The organism is Kitasatospora sp. MMS16-BH015 (assembly GCF_002943525.1).
GTDB lineage: Bacteria > Actinomycetota > Actinomycetes > Streptomycetales > Streptomycetaceae > Kitasatospora.
The window spans coordinates 6,108,767-6,126,578 of the sequence record NZ_CP025394.1 but is presented as its reverse complement, the minus strand read 5'-3'; the positions used below and the strand labels follow the sequence as shown (position 1 = coordinate 6,126,578).

The 17,812-nt window shown below is 73.8% G+C and carries 14 protein-coding genes; 3 read left to right on the top strand and 11 right to left on the bottom strand.

The annotated features are described in order from the left end of the window. Positions 1-7: 7 nt before the first annotated feature. The 4 genes from CFP65_RS26395 to CFP65_RS26380 form a co-directional block, all read right to left on the bottom strand. Positions 8-1,840 (bottom strand): IucA/IucC family siderophore biosynthesis protein, encoded by a 1,833-nt coding sequence (locus CFP65_RS26395; RefSeq protein ID WP_104821136.1) that lies wholly within the window; start codon positions 1,838-1,840, stop codon positions 8-10. Positions 1,841-1,874: 34 nt separating this feature from the next. Next, entirely contained in the window at positions 1,875-3,248 is a 1,374-nt protein-coding gene (locus tag CFP65_RS26390) for a lysine N(6)-hydroxylase/L-ornithine N(5)-oxygenase family protein (RefSeq protein WP_104818526.1), read from the bottom strand. 97 nt (positions 3,249-3,345) lie between these two features. Further along, a complete protein-coding gene (locus tag CFP65_RS26385) occupies positions 3,346-3,966 on the bottom strand; it encodes a GNAT family N-acetyltransferase (protein WP_371682467.1) in 621 nt (206 codons plus the stop codon). A 26-nt stretch (positions 3,967-3,992) separates the two neighbouring features. Then, positions 3,993-5,756 carry an IucA/IucC family siderophore biosynthesis protein gene (locus CFP65_RS26380; protein ID WP_104818525.1) on the bottom strand — a complete coding sequence of 588 codons (1,764 nt, stop codon included), beginning with the start codon at positions 5,754-5,756 and terminating at the stop codon, positions 3,993-3,995. A 287-nt stretch (positions 5,757-6,043) separates the two neighbouring features. Between CFP65_RS26380 and CFP65_RS26375 the strand changes: the two genes are divergently transcribed. Continuing rightward, positions 6,044-7,177, top strand: a complete 1,134-nt coding sequence (locus CFP65_RS26375; RefSeq protein ID WP_104818524.1) for a serine protease — start codon at positions 6,044-6,046, stop codon at positions 7,175-7,177. 52 nt (positions 7,178-7,229) lie between these two features. Here CFP65_RS26375 and hflX read toward each other — a convergent pair whose 3' ends face one another. The 5 genes from hflX to miaA all read right to left on the bottom strand — a co-directional run bounded on the left by hflX (position 7,230) and on the right by miaA (position 13,899). Continuing rightward, complete coding sequence (gene hflX / locus CFP65_RS26370; RefSeq protein ID WP_104818523.1) at positions 7,230-8,729, bottom strand: GTPase HflX; 1,500 nt, start codon at positions 8,727-8,729, stop codon at positions 7,230-7,232. 56 nt (positions 8,730-8,785) lie between these two features. Next, positions 8,786-10,981, bottom strand: a complete 2,196-nt coding sequence (locus tag CFP65_RS26365) for a bifunctional (p)ppGpp synthetase/guanosine-3',5'-bis(diphosphate) 3'-pyrophosphohydrolase (protein WP_104821134.1) — start codon at positions 10,979-10,981, stop codon at positions 8,786-8,788. Positions 10,982-11,325: 344 nt separating this feature from the next. Further along, a complete protein-coding gene (dapF, locus tag CFP65_RS26360) occupies positions 11,326-12,195 on the bottom strand; it encodes a diaminopimelate epimerase (RefSeq protein ID WP_371682550.1) in 870 nt (289 codons plus the stop codon). Positions 12,196-12,260: 65 nt separating this feature from the next. After that, positions 12,261-12,743 (bottom strand): hypothetical protein, encoded by a 483-nt coding sequence (locus CFP65_RS26355; protein WP_104818521.1) that lies wholly within the window; start codon positions 12,741-12,743, stop codon positions 12,261-12,263. A 217-nt stretch (positions 12,744-12,960) separates the two neighbouring features. Beyond that, positions 12,961-13,899, bottom strand: a complete 939-nt coding sequence (gene miaA / locus CFP65_RS26350; RefSeq protein WP_104818520.1) for a tRNA (adenosine(37)-N6)-dimethylallyltransferase MiaA — start codon at positions 13,897-13,899, stop codon at positions 12,961-12,963. A gap of 105 nt (positions 13,900-14,004) precedes the next feature. On the opposite strand from miaA, the gene CFP65_RS26345 reads away from it, so the two are divergent. Then, the gene (locus CFP65_RS26345) at positions 14,005-14,241 is read left to right on the top strand and encodes an antitoxin (RefSeq protein WP_104818519.1); all 237 of its coding nucleotides are present in this window, start codon (positions 14,005-14,007) and stop codon (positions 14,239-14,241) included. Between the two features lie 6 nt (positions 14,242-14,247). On the opposite strand, the gene CFP65_RS26340 is transcribed toward CFP65_RS26345, so the two are convergent. Further along, a complete protein-coding gene (locus tag CFP65_RS26340; RefSeq protein WP_104818518.1) occupies positions 14,248-14,946 on the bottom strand; it encodes a class III extradiol dioxygenase subunit B-like domain-containing protein in 699 nt (232 codons plus the stop codon). 187 nt (positions 14,947-15,133) lie between these two features. Further along, positions 15,134-16,669 (bottom strand): tRNA (N6-isopentenyl adenosine(37)-C2)-methylthiotransferase MiaB, encoded by a 1,536-nt coding sequence (gene miaB / locus CFP65_RS26335; RefSeq protein ID WP_256387282.1) that lies wholly within the window; start codon positions 16,667-16,669, stop codon positions 15,134-15,136. 123 nt (positions 16,670-16,792) lie between these two features. Between miaB and CFP65_RS26330 the strand changes: the two genes are divergently transcribed. Then, complete coding sequence (locus CFP65_RS26330) at positions 16,793-17,803, top strand: TAXI family TRAP transporter solute-binding subunit (protein ID WP_104818516.1); 1,011 nt, start codon at positions 16,793-16,795, stop codon at positions 17,801-17,803. Positions 17,804-17,812 lie beyond the last annotated feature (9 nt).

Genomic DNA, 17,812 nt, shown 5'->3' with positions numbered 1-17,812 from the left:
TCCCACCCTACGGCGCGGGAGTGACAACCCGTGCGCGTTGGGGTGGCAGGGCGCCCGGGCCGCCGGGGTGCAGGGCGTTCTCCACCACTCCGTGCACGGCGGCGTGCGGCCGCTCGGGGCGGTCGCGGTAGCCGTCGAGCAGCAGCCGGTTGCGGTTCAGGCAGAGCCGGTCGATGGTCGGCGTGAAGAGGTCGAACAGCCGGTACCGGTCGCCGAGTTCGGGGAAGCGCCGCTGGTGGGCCAGGATCCGCTCGCCCAGCAGCGTCCAGAACTCGTTCTCGGGCAGGCCGAGTTGGTCCTCGAACAGCGGGGCGAGGTAGCGCAGCACGCCGATGAAGAGACCGGAGTGCAGGAACTGGCAGAGCCCGGCCGGGCCCTCCCGCAGCAGCACCCCGCTCACCTCCGACGGCAGCTCGGCGAGTTCGGGCAGCGGCTGGTCGCTGATGTTGACGTCGTCCACGAAGTCCTTGACCGCCAGCCGCACCGGGGTGCACCGCTCGTCGAAGACCACGATCGCGTTCTCGCCGTGCGGGGAGAAGGCGGTGCCGTAGCGGTAGAGGAAGTGCAGCAGCGGCGGGAGCAGCACCGCGAAGAGCCGGCGCAGCCAGTCCCGGGCGGGCAGGCCGGAGCGGGCGACCAGCTCGGCGACCAGGGCCCGGCCGTCGGAGCCGGTCTGCAGCAGGGCGGCCAGGGTGCGGGCCTGCTCGCCGGCGTCCAGGTGGCGGCCGAGCGGTTCGCGCCAGATCGCGCCGAGCAGCTCCTTGTACTGGTACGGCACCTCGGGCAGCCCGCGGTAGTGCGGGTGGTCCACGGCCACCGAGGCCAGCTCGCCCAGCAGGATCACCCGGCACTCGTCGCGCAGGAAGGGGTCGGCGTCCCGGATGCCGTGGATCCAGGCGGTGACGGCGGGGGCGGCCAGGGTGCGCTCGGTGGGCAGGCCGCGCCAGACCAGGGTGTTGAGCACCGAGAGCGGCAGCTTCACGGTGCAGCCCTCGGGGCGGCTGAGGTTGAAGAAGGAGCGGATGGACTGCTGGGGCAGCCGCAGCTCGCCGTCGGTGGGCAGCGGCAGGATCTGGCCGGAGGCGATCCAGGGGGCGAACAGCGGCACCACCACCTCGTCCCACTGCCAGGGGTGGACCGGCAGCAGCAGGTACTCCCCCGCCCGCTCGCCCAGCCCGGACACCACGCCCGCCGTCTCCTCGGCGTAGAGCCCGGGGTCGCCGCGGAACTCGGCCAGGCTGCGGTGCACGGCGAGCCAGGGCAGCGTCTGCGGGGCGCGGGCCTCCGGGGTCCACTCGGCGGCGTCCCGGGCCGAGAAGCCGACCCGGCCCTTGTTCGGCACGATCCACGGGTGGCCGGTCTGCCGCCCCTCCAGCTCGTGGTGGCCGAGGTCGGCCAGCTCGGCGGCGGTGAGCTCCTCCGCCAGCAGCCGGGTGTCGGCCAGCAGGGTGGCGGTGAGCTCGCGGATCAGGTGGCCCAGGGTGTCCCCGGTGAGGCCGAGCACGCCCCGGGCATGCCGGAGGAAGACCAGCGGGTCGCCCTCCACCGGCCCCTGGGCGCCGGCGGGGGTGCAGACGACCGAGGCCGGGTCCACCCGCCAGCTGCCGTACGCGCCCCGGCGGGCCCGGAAGCGGTAGTCGGCCTCGGGCAGCCGGATCAGGTATCCGCCCGCCTCCGCGCTCTCGCCGTCCGGCTCGGGCGCGAGCAGCTCCTCGTAGGAGAACTCGGCGATGGTCTTGGCCAGCAGGGCCCGGCCCGCCCGCCGCCAGTGCTCGGCGGTGAGCCCGGCCGGCAGGGCGGGGGCGGGCAGGGCCGGGGCGGGCAAGGCGGGGGCGGGCAGTGCGGGCTCGGGCCAGCTGAGCAGGGGTTGGCGGTCAGTGGGTGACTGCTGTGGCACGGTGCCCCTCCTGGGGTCGGGGGAGGGTGAGGGGGGCGGCCGGGGTTCCCGTGGTGACGGGGGCGAAGCCGGTCCAGGCCGTGCGGGTGGGCAGGCGGTGGACGGTCCGGCCGGTGACGGCGTTCAGGATGGTGGCGGCGCGGTGGGCGCCGAGGCCGAGGTCGGGGGTGCCGACGCCGTGGGTGTGCAGCTCGGCGTTCTGCACGTAGAGGCCGCCGCCGAAGCCGGCGGCCACCCGGTGGTCGAGGTCGACCCGGAAGCGGCCCTGCTCGTCCCAGTCGATCAGCTCGGCGATCGGGTCGAGCACGGCGGGCCGCACCGCGCGGTAGCCGGTGGCGAGCACCACGGCGTCGGTGCGGACCACCCGCTCGGTGCCGGAGTCGGTGTGCCGGCAGCCGAGTTCGAAGCCGCCGCAGGGGCCGGCCAGGGCCTCGACCACGGCGGTGCCGGGGATGATCTCCACCGGGTCGGCGTCCAGCGGGCGGCCGATGGTCCGCTCGTAGAGGTGGTCGTGGATCTCGGCCAGGGTCTCGGCGCTGGCCGCCTTGTGCAGCTGCCACTGGGCCTCGACCAAGTGGTCGCGGACCTCGCCGGGCAGGCCGTGGAAGTACCGGGTGTAGTCGGGGGTGAAGTGCTCCAGGCCCAGCTTGGAGTACTCCATCGGGGCCAGCGCCCGGGCCCGGGTGAGCCAGCGCAGCCGGGTGCCGTCGCCGCCGCGGGTGCGCAGCAGGTCGAGGAAGACCTCGGCCCCGGACTGGCCGGAGCCGAGGACGGTGATGTCCCGGGCGCCGGCCAGCGAGTCGCGGCGGCCGAGGTACTCGGCCGAGTGGAAGACCGCCGGGTGCCCGCGCAGCGCGGCGAACGGCTCGGGGTGGACGGGTTCGGTGCCCACCCCGAGCACCACGTTCCGCGCCCACACCTCGCCCAGCCCGCGCACCTCGGCCCGGAAGAGTTCCTGCTCCGCGCTCCAGTGCAGGGCGGTGACGGCGGCGCCGAAGCGGCAGTTGACCAGCCGCTCGGCGGCCCAGCGGCAGTAGTGGTCGTACTCGCGGCGGGGCAGTTGGAAGCGCTCGGCGAAGTAGAACGGGAAGAGCCGGTCCTGCTCGCGCAGGTAGTTGAGGAAGGACCAGGGGTTGGTCGGGTCGACCAGGGAGACCAGGTCGGCGAGGAAGGGCACCTGCATCCGGGCGCCGTCGACGAGCATGCCGGGATGCCAGCGGAATTCCTCCCGGGCCTCGCAGAAGAGCGCGTCGAGGCCGCTCACCTGGTCGGCCAGCGCGGCCAGCGACAGGTTGAAGGGGCCGATGCCGACGCCGAGCAGGTCGTGGGGCTCGGGCTGCGGGTTGTCCATGGTGTCCTAGTCGTCCTCGGGAACGGGGGAACGGGGGAACGCGCGGAGCGTGGGGCGCGTGGGGCGCGTGGGGAAGCCCCGGCGGAGCGTGGTGCGGTCAGCGGCGGCGCATCATCAGCGCCGCGCGCTTGGCGGGCAGGTCGAGTTCGGCGGCGAATCGGAACCCGGCGCTCCGGAAGGCCCGGACGGACGGCGTGTTGCGCAGGTCGGGCTCCGCCACCACCCGGCCGCACTCCGGCCGGGCGCGCAGGATCTCGGTGGCCAGGGCCGCCAGCAGGGTGGTGCCCAGGCCCCGGCCGCGCGCCTCGGCCGGGCCGAGCAGCAGGTGCACTCCGATGTCGTGCGGTTCGGCGGGGTAGTGCGCGGCCAGCGGGTCGAGGTCGGCCCGGTAGACCTCCCAGTAGCTCATCTCGACCCCGTCGAGCAGGCCGAGGTACGGCTCGCTGCGGCCGTCCCCCTCCAGCTGGGCCCGCAGGTGCCGCTCGGTGGTGTCGGCGGGCCCGGCCAGCTCCCAGTACGCGGCCACCGCCGGGTCGTTCATCCAGCCGGTGAGCAGCGGCAGGTCCGAGGGCAGCCGCACCGGTCGCAGCTCGAACACCCCGGCCCCGGTCGGCATCGCGCCCAAGCCGGCGGCCGGACCCGGGCCCAGCCCTGCGTCCACGCCCGCGCTCGGCCCCACACCCGCGTCCGGCCCGGCGCCGAGGCCATGGGCGGGCACCGCGGTCCCCCGCCCCACCGGCTGGTTCACGGCGCGGCCACCGGGTTGGGGATGTCCACGTACACCGACTGGCCGTCCACCGGCCCGACCAGCTCGTCCATCCCGCCGAGGCGGGTGAGCAGGTTGGCCTTGCAGTGCAGGGTGCGGTCCTCCAGCAGGTGGGCGGGCAGGCTGGAGCCGGTGGCCCGGGCGGCCGGGCCGGCCAGGAAGCCGCGCAGCGCCGCCAGCAGCACCCGCTCCTCGGCCAGCAGCTGGGAGCCGAAGGCGCCGATCAGGCCGAGCACGTGGTTGATGCCGAGGTAGTAGGCGAAGTGCTTGTCGATCACCCGGTCGGCCACGAAGGTGTCGCTGGCCCGCCCGATGCCGGGCAGCGCGGCCTCCAACCGGTCGGCCCAGGAGGTGCGGAAGTAGTAGCCCTGGTTGTCCCGGTACCGGCCGCCGACCGGCCAGCCCGCCTCGTCGAGCAGCACCAGGCTGTTCTGCTGGTGCGCCTCCAGGGCGATGCCGGCCTGGCCGTCCAGCCAGAGCACCGGCAGCACCATCACGTCCAGGTAGCGCAGGAACCACTCGGTGGCCACCTGCCGCAGCGGCCGGCCGCAGCGGGCGGCCAGGCCGTGCAGCACGTCGGCCAGCTGCGAGCCCAGCTGCTCGTACGGGCGCTCGGCGACCAGGCCGGCCACACAGAGCGCGCGCTGGTCGAGCAGGAACGGTTGCTCGCGGAGCACGGTGTCCAGGCCGTTGGGGTCGCCGAGGCCCTCCACCCCGATCCAGGCCGGGTCGCGGACGATGTCGAAACCGGGGTGGGCGGCCCGCCAGCGGGCGCCGAGGCCGCCCTCGAGCAGCCGGTGCACCTCGACCCCGCGCAGCGCCTCCTTGCGGAGGTTCTCCCGACGGGAGTTGGTGATCCGCAGGCCGAGCGAGAGCTTGAGCATCCACGGGGTGCCCGGACGGGTCACCGTGCGCACCGAGGAGGTCGGGTGCCAGGGCGCGCCGTGCGGGCCGAGGTCGTGCAGCCGGCCCTCGGCGAGCAGCGCCGCCACGTCCGGGCGCAGCGCCAGCTCGCGGGCCTGCCAGGGGTGCAGCGGCAGCGCGGCCGTGCCGGGGGGCAACAGGCCGGGGGCGGCGAGCAGTTGGCGGGTGAGCTCCTCGGCGGCGGTGCCGGTGGCGGAGTCGGCGGCCAGCAGCGAGCGGTCCACCGCGTACCAGTGCAGCTGGAAGGAGCCGCGCAGCTCGGGCGAGTAGGCGGCGCTCTGGGCGGGGCCGAGGCCGTCCCGGCTCTTCGGGGTGGGGTGCAGCGGGTGGCCGAGCAGCAGCGCCTGCTCGGCCCGGAGGAAGGGCCAGCCCTGCGGGTCCGGGGTGGCCCGGCGGTGGGCCAGCACGTCGGCGGTGCGGGCGACCGAATCGGCCACCCGGGCGGCCAGGTCGGCCACCTGGCCCGGGTCGGGCCGCTCGGCGGCCACGCTGGCGACCAGGGCGGCGATGGTCACGGCGTCCACCGGGGTGTCGGGCAGCCCGGCGCCGCCCTCCAGGGTGACGGCCCCGAACCGGTGCCAGCCGCAGGGCGACCAGTGCCGGACCGGGGCGGTGAGGTGGACGGCACCGCCGAGCACCGGGATCCGCAGCCGACCGTCCGGCCCGGGCCGGGCCCCGGTCTCGCGGGCCCAGCAGCGCAACAAGCTCTCCACCCCGGCCTGTTCGGCGGCCAGCGCGGGGTCGGGGTGGAGCAGCGGATCGGTGGGGTCCGGCCGCTGGGCCAGGACGGGCGGGGCTCCGGTGAGGGCGGTGCTCAAGGCTCCTCCTTGCGTGGGGGTGCGCCGGGAGCCGGGGGGCTCGGAGACTCCGGGGCGCGACTCCTAAGGGTTAGCTACGCCTGACGGCTGATCACAAGATCAGCTCACTCGTTGTGGTGAACCTCCTTGCATCACCCACTCGTTGGGGTGATCACCCGGCCCGGACGGAGCCCGATCCCGGCCCGCCGCCGCCCCCTGCTCCCCCGGATGGCAGACTCCACCCGGGGGAAGTCACCGCACGCCTTCGAACCGAACGCCTTGGGACCGCACGCCTTGGGGGCCGCAGCATGCCAGCCGTACGTCACACCGCCGGAGCGGCACTGGGCGCCGCCCTGCTGCTCGCCCTCACCTCCTGCACCTCGGTGAGCCCGAGCCCGACGCCGGCCGACCCGAGCGCCTCCGCCTCCGCCAGCCGCGCCAAGCTCGGCCTGCCGGCCCACTGGGACGAGCTGAAGAAGTGGAAGCTCGCCGACTGGGACGGCTGGGCCAAGAAGCACCTGCTGCAGAACCCGGTGGTCCGCGACCGGTGGAATCCGGACAAGATGAAGGCCGCCACCCCGCAGGAGCCCGCTCCCCCGACGGCCGCCCCCGTGCCGGTCAGCCCGACCGTCCCCGGCGCCCCGACCCCGACCGCCACCCAGCCGGGCCCGGTGCGGGCCGTCCCGGTGAACCGCCCGTACACCGCCTACCCGGCCTCCGGGAAGGTCTTCACCTCGGCGCCGGACGGCAAGACCGGCCAGTGCTCGGCCACCGTGATCGCCGACCCGGCGCACCCGGGCAGGAGCAACCTGGTCTGGACGGCGGGCCACTGCGTGCACCAGGGCAAGGGCGGCAGCTGGTACAAGAACATCATCTTCGTCCCGGCCTACAACAGCTCGGGCGCCGCCAGCGCGGGCAAGCACGCGACCCTCGACCAGGTCGCGCCGCTCGGCGAGTGGTGGGCCGAGAAGGCGATCACCTCGCCGCAGTGGACGGCCGAGGGCGACGACCACGGCAGCGGCGCGGCCAACCAGTACGACTTCGCGGTGCTGCGGGTGCACAACCCGGACTCGCCCGGGAAGTCGCTGGAGGAGACCATCGGCGCGGCCGTCCCGGTCTGGTTCGACGCCCCGCGCGAGAAGCTCTCGGTCTCCGCCTGGGGCTACCCGGCCCTCGCCCCCTTCGACGGGCAGGAGCTCGACCGCTGCGACGGCGGCCACCCCACCCCGCTCTCCTACGACGCCGCCCGCCCGGCCATGCTCACCATCGGCTGCACCATGACGGCGGGCGCGAGCGGCGGCGGCTGGTTCGCCGCCATGCCGGACGGCCGCCAGGCCCTGGTCAGCAACACCTCGGTCGGCACCACCGACCACACCAGCCTGAGCGGCCCGTACCTGGAGTCGGTGGCCAAGCAGGCCCTGGACTACCTCAGCAAGCAGTGAAAGAAGGGGAGCAGCCGGTGGCTGCTCCCCTTCTCGTCCTGCTACGGAGGTACTACTGCGCCACCACGCTGAACATCTCCAGCTCGGCGGCCAGGTCCGCGGAGACCTTGGCCCGCAGCAGCGTGCCCTCCGCGGTGTGCTCGGTCGAGAGCAGCTCGCCCTCGGCGTGCACCCGGGAGACCAGCGCACCCTGGGTGTACGGCACCAGCGCCTCGACCTCGATCGCGGGGCGCGGCAGCTCCTCGTCGATCAGGGCCAGCAGCTCCGCCATCCCCTGCCCGGTGCGGGCCGAGACCACGATGGCGTGCGGCTCGCGGCGCAGCAGCCGCTGGAGCACGTGGGGATCGGCGGCGTCCGCCTTGTTGATCACCACGATCTCCGGCACGTTCTGCGCGTCGACCGAGACGATCACCTCGCGGACGGCGGCCAGCTGCGTCTCCGGCTCGGGGTGCGAGCCGTCGACCACGTGCAGGATGAGGTCGGCCTCGGCCACCTCCTCCATGGTCGAGCGGAACGCCTCGACCAGGTGGTGCGGCAGGTGCCGGACGAAGCCGACGGTGTCGGCCAGGGTGTACACCCGGCCGCTCGGGGTCTGCGCGCGGCGCACCGTCGGGTCGAGGGTGGCGAACAGCGCGTTCTCCACCAGCACGCCCGCGCCGGTGAGCCGGTTCAGGATGGAGGACTTGCCGGCGTTGGTGTAGCCCGCGATCGCGACCGAGGGCACCTGGTGACGACGGCGCTCCTGGCGCTTGGTGTCGCGGCCCTTCTTCATCTCCGCGATCTCCCGGCGCATCTTCGCCATCTTCTCGCGGATCCGACGCCGGTCGGTCTCGATCTTGGTCTCACCGGGACCACGGGTGGCCATGCCGCCACCGGAGGAGCCTGAGCCACCACCACCCATCTGCCGGGAGAGCGACTGACCCCACCCGCGCAGCCGCGGCAGCATGTACTGCATCTGCGCGAGCGAGACCTGCGCCTTGCCCTCGCGGGACTTGGCGTGCTGGGCGAAGATGTCCAGGATCAGGGCGGTCCGGTCGACCACCTTGACCTTGACCACGTCTTCCAGGTGGATCAGCTGGCCCGGGGTGAGCTCACCGTCGCAGACCACGGTGTCGGCGCCGGAGGCCGCCACGATGTCGCGCAGCTCCTTCGCCTTGCCGGAGCCGATGTAGGTGGCCGCGTCGGGCTTGTCACGGCGCTGGATCACGGCGTCCAGCACCTCGGAGCCCGCCGTCTCGGCCAGGGCGGCCAGCTCGGCGAGCGAGTTCTCGGCCTCCTCCACCGTGCCGTCCGTCCACACGCCGACGAGCACCACGCGCTCCAGCCGGAGCTGGCGGTACTCGACTTCGGTGACGTCCTGCAGTTCGGTGGAGAGACCGGCGACACGACGGAGCGCGGCACGCTCACTGCGGTCGTACTGATCGCCGTCGTACTGGTCGAGGTCCTCGTCGATCGCCGCGAGGTCCTCGTCCATCAGGGCTTCCGCCCTGAGGTCCGCGAGTCGACGGGGGGACTCGTCGGAGTGGTTGCGGCTGTCGAACGTGGAGGTCAATGGTGTCCTTTACGGTGTCTGGGGAGGCCGGTGCGCCACCTCGGTGACTACTGACGTCACAACGCGGTGGCCCGGCCGGGCATTCCCCCCGATGGTCGCACGCCCGAGCTGACCGGGTCATCCCCATTACGCACACCACCACCCGGCCGGAAGACGTCGTACACCCCGGAGACCCGCAGCATCGCCCGCATCACCGCCGCCAGCGCACCCGGGTGCGGCAGCTCCACGGTGTAGGTGTGGCGCACCCGCAGCTCCTGCGGCGGCTCCACCGCGGCCGAGACGATGCCGAGCCCCTCCCCCGAGATCACCGCCGTCAGGTCGGCCAGCAGCCGCGGCCGGTTCAGCGCCTCGGCGTACAGCGTGGCCCGGTACCCGGGGTTCGCCCCCGGCACCCAGCTGACCGGCTCCGGGCTGCGCCCGGCCGCCCGCAGCTGCGCCCCGTCCGCGCAGCCGGCCCGGTGCACCGCCACCGCCCCGCCCCGGATCGCGTACCCGGTGATCTCGTCCGGCGGCACCGGCGTGCAGCACCCGGAGAGCCGCACCGGCGCACCCGGCCGGCCGGCCACCGCGATCGGCCGCTCCGCCGGCGGGCTCGTGGCCCGGTCGGCCCGGCCCGGTGGGACGGCGGCGGGCCGCTGCGCCTGGCCGGGCTGCTCGGAGCGCTGCGCGTGGCCGGGCTGCTCGGCGCCTTCGGGGTGCTCGGCCAGCCAACGCTCGATGGCCAGCCGGGCGCCGGGGGTGCGGGCGTGCTCCAGCCACTCGGGGCTCGGCCCGCCGGGCTCGGCCGGGCCGCCGACCGGCTCGGTGAGCACCGCGATCACGTCCCCGTCGCCCAGCACGGTGGAGAGCGCGACCAGCCGCCCGTTCACCCGCGCCCCCAGACAGCGGTGGCCGGTCGCCTCCCCCAGCAGGTACGCGGCGTCCACGCAGCTCGACCCGGCCGGCAGCTGCAGGGTCTCCCCGCACTCGGTGACGGCGGTGATCTCCCGGTCGTCCGAGAGGTCGGCCGTGAGCGCCGACCAGAAGGTGTCCGGGTCGGGCGTCTCCTGCTGCCACTCGAGCAGGCGGCTCAGCCACCCCGGCCGGGCCGGGTCCGTCCGGTCCCCCTCGGCCTGCTCGGGCTGCGGCTCGGCCGGCTGGTGCGGGTCGCCGAGCGCGACCACGCCGTACTCGGCCACCCGGTGCATCGCGCGGGTGCGCACCAGCACCTCGACCACCTCGCCGCCGGGCAGCGCCACCGCCGTGTGCAGCGACTGGTACAGGTTGAACTTGGGCGCGGCCACGAAGTCCTTGAACTCCCCCGGCAGCGGCACCCAGCAGGTGTGCAGCTCCCCCAGCACCGCGTAGCAGTCGGCGTTCTCCTCCACCACCACCAGCAGCCGCCCGAAGTCCGCCGGCCTGGGCGCGGCGGCCACCGCCCGCTTGAGCAGCACCCGGTGCAGCGAGACGCAGTGCCGGGGCCGCACCGTGACGGCCGCCGTCACCCCCGCCTCGGCCAGCTGCCTGGTCAGCGCCGCCGCGAACGGCGCCAACAGCCCGTCCGGCTCGGCCTCGTGAGCGGCGATCAGCGCCCGCGTCCGGGCGTACTCCTCCGGGTGCAGGGTGGCGAAGACGATGTCCTCGAGCTCCGCCTTGAGCACCTGGATGCCGAGCCGGTCGGCCAGCGGGATCAGCACCTCCCGGGTCACCTTGGCGATCCGCAGCCGGCTGGCGGGCTTCATGTGACGGATCGTCCGCATGTTGTGCAGCCGGTCCGCGAGCTTGATCACCATCACCCGGACGTCGTCGCCGGTGGCCACCAGCATCTTCCGGAAGGTCTCCGCCTCTGCGGCGGCCCCGAAGTCCACCTTCTCCAGCTTGGTCACGCCGTCCACCAGGTACGCGACCTCGGGCCCGAACTCCGCCGCCACCTGGGCCAGCGTCATCTCGGTGTCCTCCACGGTGTCGTGGAGCAGCGCGGCCACCAGCGTGGTGGTCTCCGCACCCAGCTGGGCCAGGATCATCGTCACGGCCAGCGGGTGGGTGATGTACGGCTCGCCGCTCTTGCGCAGCTGCCCCCGGTGGCTGGCCTCCGCCGTCCGGTACGCCCGGCCCAGCAGCGGCAGGTCGGCCTGGGGGTGGTGGCGCCGGTGCGCCTCCACGATCGGCTCGATCGCGTCCGGCACGGGCGCCCGCCCGGTGGCGAGCACCGCCGCCCGGCCGGCCCGTCCGAGGACGGCCCGGCCCAATCTCAGCTCGGGGCGGATGGTCATCTGCACCTCCGGCAGCAGCACCGAGGCGACGCCCGACCCGGTGGTCCATGCTACCGAGCACAACACGTTCCGCGACCGCCTGCTCCCCCTCCGCGACCACCATCACCCGATCGGGGGGATTAGGCAGTAGGGGCGCGGGGAAGGCAGGCTTCTTCTGCAGGGCTCGGGTCACTTGCACTATCAGGGGCGCGGGGAACGGCGCGGCCCACCATGCACTCTGTCGCTGTCTTACGCAGATGCCCACGTGCACTATCCGTGGACGGTGCAAGTGGGCATCTCTGCGAGGCTGCGAGGCGCGCTTCTTCCGCTTCGCGCAGTTCCCCGCGCCCCTGGCTTTACGCCCCTCAGAAGTTCACTGTCCCCGTGGCGACGATCTCCGCCGGGCCGGTCATCTCGATCCGGCCGTCCGGGTGCTCGGTGATCGTGACGCGGCCGCCCGGGACGTCCACGGTGTGGGTGACGGCTTCGCCGGTGACTGCGGGGTCGAGGCCGTCGCGGCGGGCCGTCGCGACGGCCACCGCGCAGGTGCCGGTGCCGCAGGAGCGGGTCTCGCCGGAGCCGCGCTCGTGCACCCGCATGGCGACGTGCCGCGGGCCGCGGTCCACCACGAACTCGACGTTGACGCCATCGGGGTAGGCGGTGGCCGGGGCCACCTCGGGGGCGTCGAAGAGCCGGCCGGCGTCGGCGAGGTCGGCGACGAAGGCGACGGCGTGCGGGTTGCCCATGTTGACGTTGACGGCCGGCCAGTGGTGCTCGCCGACGGTGACGGTGATGCCGTCCGGGCCGGGCAGGACGGCCCGGCCCATGTCCACGGTGACCAGGCCGTCGTCCCGGACGGTGACCTGGCGGATGCCGGCCCGGGTGGCGACCGGGAAGGCGCCGGCCTTGGCCAGGCCGGCCTCGACCAGGTAGCGGGCGAAGACCCGGACGCCGTTGCCGCACATCTCGGCGATCGACCCGTCGGCGTTGCGGTAGTCCATGAACCACTCGGCCTGGTCGGCCAGCCCGGCGGAGGCCGGATCGGCGGCGGCCCGGACCACCCGCAGCACCCCGTCGGCCCCGATCCCGGCCCGCCGGTCGCAGAGCCGGGCGACGGCCTCCGGGCCCAGGTCGAGGGCCCCGTCGAGGTCGGGGATGATCACGAAGTCGTTCTGGGTGCCGTGGCCCTTGAGGAAGGGCAGGCCCGAGGTGGTGGATGCGCTCACACCGCCGATGGTACTGACCGCCCCCGCCCGCCGGAGAACCCGGCGACCGCCTGCTGAGACGGCCCGGGCGCGGCTCAGCCGCGCAGGTGCACGACCCGCCAGACGGCGAGCGCGATGGCCACCACGACCGAGAGGGTGTAAAGCACCAGCGCCTTGCGGCCGGCCCGCAGCCCGCTGCCCCGGCGCGGCACGCCGGGCCACTTGTACCCGGCCACCCGGGCCGCCATCGCGCCCCAGCCGAGCGAGGCCGCGGTGAGCAGCAGCCCGAGCATGCCGACCATCGAGGAGGCGCTGTCGTTGGAGCCGAAGGCGAGCGGGAAGGCGAACATCAGCGAGCCGAGGGTGGCCAGCAGGGCGATCGGCAGGATCTGCCACCACCGCAGCCGGCGGCGCGGCCGGATCTCCCGCTCGTGCACCACGCCGGGCGCGGCGTGGCCGGGCAGGGCGGGCAGCGCGATCGCGTAGGAGGTCGGCACCAGTTCGACGGGCAGGGCGAGTTCGGCGCTGTCGGCCTCGTGCGACAGCTGCTCGGTCTCGGGGCCGGTACCCGTCGACACGCGGCCTCCCCTGACGGTTCGACACGGGCCCGACGACCCGTGAGCGGAGAGGACGGCCCGCGTGACCGACCTCTGGTGCTCCCGATGATGGCATGTCCAGGGTCGCGGACGAGGCGTCGCACGGGTTACTCGGGTGATCCGTGGCCATCACGTGATGCGGCCGTAACCGCCGGTTCGTCCTGCACCTGCAAATGCATCGGCCGATGGCCGGATTACGTCAGACCTGACGCGCAATCAGCTCCAGTGAGCGTCCGAGCAGCTCCGCCGGGTCGGCCCCGGCCGGGCGGTCGAGCCAGTGGATCCGGTCGTCCCGGCGGAACCAGGACTCCTGGCGGCGGGCGAATCGCTTGGTTGCGCGAACGGTTTCGGCCTTGGCCTCCTCCTCGGTGCACTCGCCCGCGAAATGGGCCAGCACCTGCTGGTAGCCGAGCGCCCGGGAGGCGGTCAGCCCCTCGCGCAGGCCGATCTTCTCCAGCTCCCGCACCTCGTCGAGCAGACCGGCCGCCCACATCCGGTCCACCCGCAGCGTGATCCGCTCGTCCAGCTCGGGCCGGGGCAGCGCCACGCCGATCTGCACGGTGTCGTACACCGCCGTGTTGGTCGGCAGGCTCGCGGTGAACGGGCGGCCGGTGAGCTCGATGACCTCCAGCGCGCGGACGATCCGCCGGCCGTTGCTGGTCAGGATGGCCTCGGCCGCGGCCGGGTCGAGCCCGGCGAGCCGCTGGTGCAGCTCCCAGGGGCCGACGGCGGCCAGCTCCTCCTCCAGGCGGGCCCGGATCGCCGGGTCGGTGCCGGGGAACTCCATCTCGTCGATCGCCGACCGGACGTACAGCCCGGAGCCGCCGACCAGCACCGGCGTACGGCCCTGGGCCAGCAGCCGGTCGATCTCGGCCCGGGCCAGCCGCTGGTACTCGGCCACGCTGGCGGCCTCGGTCACGTCCCAGATGTCCAGCAGGTGGTGCGGGATGCCGCCGCGCTCGGCCATGGTCAGCTTGGCGGTGCCGATGTCCATGCCCCGGTAGAGCTGCATCGAGTCGGTGTTGAGCACCTCGCCGCCGAGCGTGCGGGCGATGGCGACGGCCAGGTCGGACTTGCCGGCGGCGGTGGCGCCGACCACGGAGACGACGCGGGGCGGGAGGGCGGGAGTGCTGGTCACGGCTCAAGTCTCGCAAAAGGCCGGGATCACGCGTGTCGGAGCGGGTGATCGTGGAAGGATATGGGTGATTTGACTGGTTCGCCGACCGTGGATGGAGAGACCGCCATGAGCCTGAAGGACACCCTCAAGGGCAAGGCCGAGGAGCTCAAGGAGAAGGCCAGCGAGCTGGCGGGCAAGCACAACGAGAAGATCGACGAGGTGATGGAGAAGGCCGGTGCGGCGGTCGACAAGGCGACCAAGCACAAGTACACCGACAAGATCGAGCAGGGCACCAGCAAGGCCAAGGACGCGGTCGACGGCTTCGCCGCCAAGCCCAAGGACGAGGGCCCCGCCGCAGGCTGACCGGCCTCAGCCCCAGCTCGCGACGAGGTAGCCGACCCCGTACGGCGCTTCGTCGTGGCTCAGCCGTGCCGTCAGCGCGGTGCCGCGCGCGGCTCCGGCCAGCACCTGCCAGGGCGCCCGGCCGTCGACCATCAGCTCGGCGGCCAGGCCCGGGTCCAGGGCCTCCAGCGCCGCGAGGTCGGCGCTGCCCAGCGCCTTGGCGAGCTCCGCGTCGTACGCCTCGGCCCGCTCGTCGTAGTACCCCGGCGCCTTGACCGACCGGCGGGCGCTCCCGCCGCCCAGCACCAGCAGCCCGACCCGGTCAGCGAGCTCGGCCAGCCCCTCGCCGAGCCCGAGCAGCCGGGCGGTGGGGGCGTCCTCCGGCACGGCGACCGCATGCGTGGGCAGGGCGGTCGCCGCCCGCTCCAGCAGCCAGGCCCCCACGGTCAGCGAGGGCGCCAGCTCCGGCCCCTCCACCCCACCGGACGGCAGCCGCACGTCCACGGGCACCCCGTACCCCCGGAACGTCCCGGCCCCGCCCTCGGTCCACACCCCGCCCTTCGGCCCGGGTCCGACCACCACCAACAGCTCCGGCCCCGCCGCCAGCACGGCCCCGACCGCCTCCTCACAGGCGGCCCGCAGCCCGTCCAGCTCCCCGGCCGCGCCGACGGCGACCTCGGGCACGAGCAACGGCGGACAGGGGCAGATGGCAGCGGCTACAAGCATGCGCTCACTTAACCACGGACCGCACCATCAGGGGCGCGGGGAACGGCGCGGCCCACCCTGCACTCTGCCGCTGTCTTACGCCGATGCCCACCTGCACTATCCGATGACGGTGCAAGTGGGCATCGTTGCGATCTTTGAGGCGCGCTTCTTCCGCTTCGCGCAGTTCCCCGCGCCCCTTAAGACAAGATCACGCCCCGCAGCAGTCGCCCGCCGGGGCCGCCGCCGGCGGCTTCGGTGCACCGATCGTCGGGAGACCGAGCATCACGCCGGCCGGCTTCGCCGCCGGGGCGGCCTGCCGCTTCTCCCACGCGTCGCCCGCCCGCGTCCGGCGGACGGCGAGGGTCGGGCCCTCCGCCAGGAGGTGGTGCGGGGCCGCGTACGTGATCTCGACCGTGACCACGTCGCCGGGGCGGACGGGCTCCGACGGCCGGGTGCTCTGCTGGTCGTTCAACCCTCGCAAGCTCGGGTTGAAGTGCACCAGGCGGTTGTCGGGGGCCCGGCCGGAGAGGCGGTCGGTCTGGTCGTCCTTCTTGCCCTCGCCCTCGGAGACCAGCACCTCCAAAATCCGGCCGACCTGCTTCTTGTTCTCCTCCCAGGAGATCTCCTCCTGGAGGGCGATCAGGCGGTTGTACCGCTCGGTCACCACGGCCTTGGGGATCTGGCCCTCCATCTCGGCGGCCGGGGTACCGGGCCGCTTGGAGTACTGGAAGGTGAAGGCGTTGGCGAAGCGGGCCTCGCGGACCACGTGCATGGTCTGCTCGAAGTCCTCCTCCGTCTCACCGGGGAAGCCCACGATGATGTCGGTGGAGATCGCCGCGTCCGGCATCGCCTCCCGGACCTTGCGGATGATCGAGAGGAACCGCTCCTGGCGGTACGACCGCTTCATCGCCTTGAGCACGGTGTCCGAGCCGGACTGCAGCGGCATGTGCAGCTGGTGCATCACGTTCGGCGTCTCGGCCATCGCGGCGATCACGTCGTCGGTGAAGTCGCGCGGGTGCGGGGAGGTGAAGCGGATCCGCTCCAGGCCCTCGATCTGCCCGGCGGCGCGCAGCAGCTTGGAGAAGGCCTGCCGGTCGCCCAGGTCGGAGCCGTAGGAGTTGACGTTCTGGCCGAGCAGGGTGACCTCGATCACGCCCTCGCCGACCAGCGCCTCGATCTCGGCGAGCACGTCGCCGGGACGGCGGTCCTCCTCCTTGCCGCGCAGCGCCGGCACGATGCAGAAGGTGCAGGTGTTGTTGCAGCCGACCGAGATCGCGACCCAGGCCGCGTACGCGGACTCGCGGCGGGTGGGGAGGGTGGAGGGGAAGGTCTCCAGCGACTCCAGGATCTCCACCTGGGCCTTGCGCTCGACGGCGGCGCGCTCCAGGAGGGCGGGCAGGTGCCCGATGTTGTGGGTGCCGAAGACCACGTCGACCCAGGGGGCCCGCTGCACGATGGTCTCGCGGTCCTTCTGGGCCAGGCAGCCGCCGACGGCGATCTGCATGGCCTTGTTCCGGGTCTTCGCCGGGGCGAGCTGGCCGAGGTTGCCGTACAGCTTGTTGTCGGCGTTCTCGCGCACCGCGCAGGTGTTGAAGACCACCAGGTCAGGGTCGGTCTCCTGCTCGGTGGCCTTGACGTACCCGGCCCCTTCGAGCAGGCCGGAGAGCCGCTCGGAGTCGTGCACGTTCATCTGACAGCCGTACGTGACGACCTTGTAGCTCTTGGAATCCTGGCTCGTACCCACGGACCCAAGGGTACGAGACGGCGGCCCGCTCCCCGCACCGTCTCCCGGGAACCGCACCGTCCCCCGGGGACGGGCCCGGCAACCCCCTCCCATTGACGGCCCGGGCCTGGCACACTCCAGCGCATGACTTCCACCCCCGGCACCCTGCTGCGGGCGGCCGCCCGCAGCAGGCTCTGCCGGGCCGCCGCCGTCCTGGTGCTGCTGGTGGGCGCCGGGGCGGGCTGGTGGTACTCGGCGACGCGGGACCCGGGCTACCCGACGGGGGTGTCCGGGTTCGCGACCGGGGTGTCCCAGGGGGTGTACGACCGGTACGGGAAGCTGCTGAGCCAGTCGCTGGCCACCGACCTGCCCGGGGTGCGGCTGCGGCTGGACAACTCCGAGGGGTCGATCGACAACATCGACCGGGTGCTCTCGGGGCGGGACAGCTTCGCGATCGCCACCGCGGACTCGGTGGCCGCCTACCAGGGGCCGGGCAAGGACCGGCTGCGCGCGATCGCCCGGCTCTACGACGACTACCTCCAGCTGGTGGTGCCGGCGGATTCGCCGGTGCACTCGGCCAAGGACCTGCGCGGGCTGACGGTCGGGATCGGGCAGGACCGGTCCGGGGTGGCGCTGGTGGCCAAGAAGCTGCTGGCCGGCGCCGGGCTGAACCCGGACACCGACATCCACCCCGCCAAGCTGGGCGTCGCGGACGCGGCGGCGGCCCTGCAGGCGGGCAGGCTGGACGCCTTCTTCTGGTCCGGCGGGCTGCCGACCGCCGCGCTGACCGACCTCAGCGCACAGTACCCGATCCGGATCGTGCCGCTGGGCGACCTGGCCGAGAGCGTGCACCAGCAGGAGCACGGCGGCACCGACGCCTACCGGGCCGCGACCATCCCGGCCGACGCCTACCCGAAGCTGAAGCCGGCCCCGACGGCCGTGGCCACCATGGCGGTGCCCAATCTGCTGATCACCCGGGACGACGTGGACCCGGGGCTGGTCGAGGGCATCACCCGCAGCGTGCTGGACAGCCGGGACAACATCGGCGCCTCGGTGCACGCCGCCCAGGTGGTCGACCTGCGCACCGCCGTCTACACCGCCCCGCTGGCGCTGCACGAGGGCGCCCGCCGCTACTACCGCTCGGTCAAGCCCTGAACCTCGCGA

Excerpts from the sequence above, each read along its gene's own strand:
- CFP65_RS26390 (WP_104818526.1), bottom strand. The coding sequence starts at position 3,248 with ATGGACAACCCGCAGCCCGAGCCCCACGACCTGCTCGGCGTCGGCATC.
- CFP65_RS26375 (WP_104818524.1), top strand. The coding sequence starts at position 6,044 with ATGCCAGCCGTACGTCACACCGCCGGAGCGGCACTGGGCGCCGCCCTG.
- CFP65_RS26365 (WP_104821134.1), bottom strand. The coding sequence starts at position 10,981 with ATGACCATCCGCCCCGAGCTGAGATTGGGCCGGGCCGTCCTCGGACGG.
- CFP65_RS26345 (WP_104818519.1), top strand. The coding sequence starts at position 14,005 with ATGAGCCTGAAGGACACCCTCAAGGGCAAGGCCGAGGAGCTCAAGGAG.
- CFP65_RS26340 (WP_104818518.1), bottom strand. The coding sequence starts at position 14,946 with ATGCTTGTAGCCGCTGCCATCTGCCCCTGTCCGCCGTTGCTCGTGCCC.
- CFP65_RS26330 (WP_104818516.1), top strand. The coding sequence starts at position 16,793 with ATGACTTCCACCCCCGGCACCCTGCTGCGGGCGGCCGCCCGCAGCAGG.